Origin of the sequence: Winogradskyella sp. (assembly GCF_025210595.1) — a bacterium.
Taxonomy (GTDB): domain Bacteria; phylum Bacteroidota; class Bacteroidia; order Flavobacteriales; family Flavobacteriaceae; genus Winogradskyella.
Genome location: NZ_JAOARH010000101.1, coordinates 1 through 3,814 on the forward strand (window position 1 = coordinate 1; position 3,814 = coordinate 3,814).

The 3,814-nt window shown below is 36.7% G+C and carries 4 protein-coding genes; all 4 read right to left on the reverse strand.

All coding sequences use genetic code 11. The annotated features are described in order from the left end of the window. Positions 1-51: 51 nt before the first annotated feature. A complete protein-coding gene (locus N4A42_RS11160) occupies positions 52-834 on the reverse strand; it encodes an SDR family oxidoreductase (protein WP_294073969.1) in 783 nt (260 codons plus the stop codon). Between the two features lie 289 nt (positions 835-1,123). Continuing rightward, a complete protein-coding gene (locus N4A42_RS11165) occupies positions 1,124-2,563 on the reverse strand; it encodes an aldehyde dehydrogenase (protein WP_294073971.1) in 1,440 nt (479 codons plus the stop codon). 80 nt (positions 2,564-2,643) lie between these two features. Next, on the reverse strand, positions 2,644-3,078 hold the full coding sequence (locus tag N4A42_RS11170) for a RidA family protein (protein WP_294073973.1): 435 nt from the start codon (positions 3,076-3,078) through the stop codon (positions 2,644-2,646). Positions 3,079-3,153: 75 nt separating this feature from the next. After that, on the reverse strand, positions 3,154-3,814 hold a 661-nt coding region (locus N4A42_RS11175), incomplete at its 5' end, for an FAD-dependent monooxygenase (protein WP_294073975.1).

Sequence of the window (3,814 nt, forward strand, 5' to 3'; positions counted from 1 at the left end):
CCTATAAGATTTAAAAACCTTATAGGATCGTTTTACTAAATTTTTCTATTTCTAAAGTGATTTTGTACGTCCACCATCAACAGGAAGATTTATTCCATTGATATAGGCAGCGCGTTCACTGGCTAAAAATGTAATTGCATCGGCAGTTTCTTCTGGTTTTGCAAAACGTTTTGCTGGCACTGCATTCATCATTGCCTGACTAGCTTCATCCACAGTTACCCCAGTTTTAGACGATTTATTTTTAATAATTTCACTTAGACGTTCTGTTCCAGTGGCACCAGGAAGCACATTGTTTACCGTAATACCAAAGGCACCAAGCTCATTAGCTAAGGTTTTACTCCAATTAGCTACTGCACCTCTTATGGTGTTACTTACACCGAGACCATCTAAAGGTTGTTTTACAGAGGTTGAAATCACATTGATGATACGTCCATATTGTTCTTCTTTCATAAATGGAACTACGGCTTGCGCTAATACATGATTGCATTTTAAATGTTGGGTAAATGCACTTTGAAACTCCTCTAATCCAGCCGCAAAAACAGGTCCTCCTTTTGGACCTCCAGTATTATTTACTAAAACATGAAATCCATGATTATTAGCAATGTAATCGGTTACTTTTTGGCTTAATTCTTCAGGATTAGAAAAATCTGCAACAATGTAATCGTGATTTCTTTGCTGCGGTAATTCAGCTAAAACTGCTTTTAGTTTTTCTTCGTTTCTCGCAATTAAAGTTACTGTAGTTCCTTCGGCTGCTAATGCCATTGCTGTTGCTTTTCCTATTCCTGCAGTACTTCCACAGACTAAAGCGTATTTATTGTTTAATTCTAGATTCATATGTATGTCCTGCGAAGACAGGTTTTTTTATGTTATTATTTATTAGCCTGAACTTGTTCTAATTTTTTAACTTAAGGTTTTAATTCTTGTTCATTTTGTCTTGATACAAAACGAACCAAAAAATCATATCAAAATTAGGAAATTGCTAAAGCATCATTCACTATCGGAATTTCGTGCTTGAAGCTTTGCTTCGCATCTTCATTCCTGTGTTCATTATTTCTGAATTTTGATGTTTAATTCTTCGAATTGATTATTTTTCACTCACTACTCACTACTCACTACTCACTACTTAATACTTTATACAGACATTCTTAGGTTCAGTAAAAAAGCGTAAGGCTTCAAAACCACCTTCTCTACCAACACCAGAATCTTTAACACCTCCAAATGGTGTACGTAGATCTCGCATTAACCAGGTGTTTACCCAAACGATTCCTGCTTCTAATTGTTTGGTCATTCGCATCGTACGTTTGAGGTTGTTTGTCCAAAGTGTTGCAGATAAACCATAGTTTACTTTGTTTGCCATTACTAAGACTTCGTCTTCAGTTTCAAATGGCATAATGGTAACTACAGGACCAAATATCTCTTCTTGATTCACACGGCATTCATCTGTGGTAACTTCTATAATCGTTGGTTCCATGTAATAACCATGTTCATAGCCTTCAATAGTTAATCGGTTACCTCCATGAAGTATGTTTCCACCTTCTTCTTTGGCAATCTCTACATAGTTCAATACTTTTTCTAGATGAGGTTTAGAAACCAAAGCTCCAATTTTAGTGTCTTCAGCCATTGGATGACCAACCTTTTGGTTTTTGACTGCGTTTACAAAATCGGTTTTGAATTGCTTATAAATAGATTTCTCTACAAAAATACGACTACCACATAAGCAAATTTGTCCTTGATTAGCAAATGAAGAACGTACTGTTGTCTTTAGCATATCTTCATAATCGCAATCTGCAAAAATGATGTTTGGATTTTTTCCTCCAAGTTCTAAAGATAACTTCTTGAACATTGGTGCTGTAACTCTAGCAATGTGCGCTCCTGTTGTTGTTCCACCTGTAAACGAAATGGCTTTGATACTTGAATGTTCTACAATAGCTTGTCCTGTTGAGCCTCCTAAACCATGAACTATATTTAAAACGCCATTTGGTAAACCTGCTTCAGTACAAATTTCTCCCAAAAGATAAGCGGTCATTGGTGTGACTTCACTAGGTTTAGCAACTACACAATTTCCTGCTGCTATAGCAGGTGCAATTTTCCAAGAGAATAAGTAGAGAGGTAAATTCCAAGGCGAAATACAACCCACAACGCCAATAGGTTGACGCAAGGTGTAATTCACAGCATTTAAACCTACAGACTCGTGACTTTCACTCGCAAATTGCGTGATAGCATTAGCGAAGAATCTAAAATTACTAGAAGCTCTTGGAATGTCTACAGCTTTAGCTAACCATAATGGTTTTCCATTGTCTTTAGATTCAGCTTCTGCAAGACGGTCTAAATTGGCTTCAATCAATTCTGAAATACGAAGCATAATTCTACTACGTTCTTCAATCGTAGTTTGTGACCATAGCTTAAAGGCTGATTTGGCACTTTGATAGGCTTGCTCTACATCATGAGTTGACGAATTAGGAATTTGTCCATAGACTTCCCCATTAGATGGATTGTAGTTGTCAATCCATTCATTACTAATTGGATTGGTGTACTGACCGTTTATGTAGTTTTGTATGTTCATTTTTCTATTTTGTCATTTCGAACGAATGTGAGAAATCTTATGATGAGATTCCTCATCGCTCTGCTCTGTCGGAATGACAGTTATTGTTTCTTATAAGCAGTCACTTTAATTTCCACTACCAAATCAGGATGTGGTAATTGGTGTACAGCTACAGTTGTTCTTGTTGGTCCTGTTGCCTTATCAAAAAACTCAGCATACGCTTTATTATAACCTGCAAAGTCATTCATGTTAACTAAAAATGAGGACACATCAACAACATCTTTAAGTGAAGCACCAACTTTTTGAAGGTTAGCATCAATGTTTTTTAATACTTCACGAGTTTGTGTTTCGGCACATAATCTTTTTGTGCCCATTTCATCAATAATTTCTACACCAGCAATAGAATTGTCTGGTCGTCTCGAACTTGTTCCAGAAACGAATATAAAATCTCCAACTACTTTTACGTGTGGATACGCTCCTCTTGGTGTTACCTTTGTTCCTGCGGAAGCAGGAATCTTATTATTTTTGTCTTCCATAATATAAATATGTCTGGTCGAGCGCAGTCGAGACCTTTTTGAGACCTCTCGACTGCGCTCGAGGTGACAGTTTTATTAATGATGCATCGTCTTAGCAACCCTATCATCATCTAAGATGTCATTAGTTTTTTCTTGTACTTTTTTAAGTAAATCGTTTAAATCACCTTCTAAATCTATCATGTTGTCAGCAATCATGTTTAGAATAGCTTTGTCTTGTGCACGTCCTTTGGTCATGGCTTCATGATAGCCAATATCCTCGTTAAAAGTCACCATAGAGTATTTTGAGAAGTACTCATTGGGGAATTCCTTTTCTAATTGCATTTCCAATTGACGTTTTTTCTTGAAAATAGGATTCGCAACATGATCGCGCATCTCATAATAATTTTCTTCTGCTAAATCTCCAATAGCATCAGCATTGGCTTTTCTAACACTTTGATAGGTTTTGAAAATGGTTTCCCAATCGCCTTCGTGTTCATCTATAATACTATCAAGTACAGCTACGTCTTCAAAAGAAGCGTTCATCCCTTGTCCGTAAAATGGAACCACAGCATGCGCTGCATCTCCAAGAATTAAGGTATGCCCTTTATAATGCCATGGTGAACATTTGATAGTACCCAAAGCTCCTGTTGGATTATTGGCAAATTCTTCTGCAATATTTGGTATCAATGCTAATGCATCTGGGAATTGTTCTTGGAAGAAGGCTTTGATTTTAGCTTCGGTGTCTAAACCTTTAAAA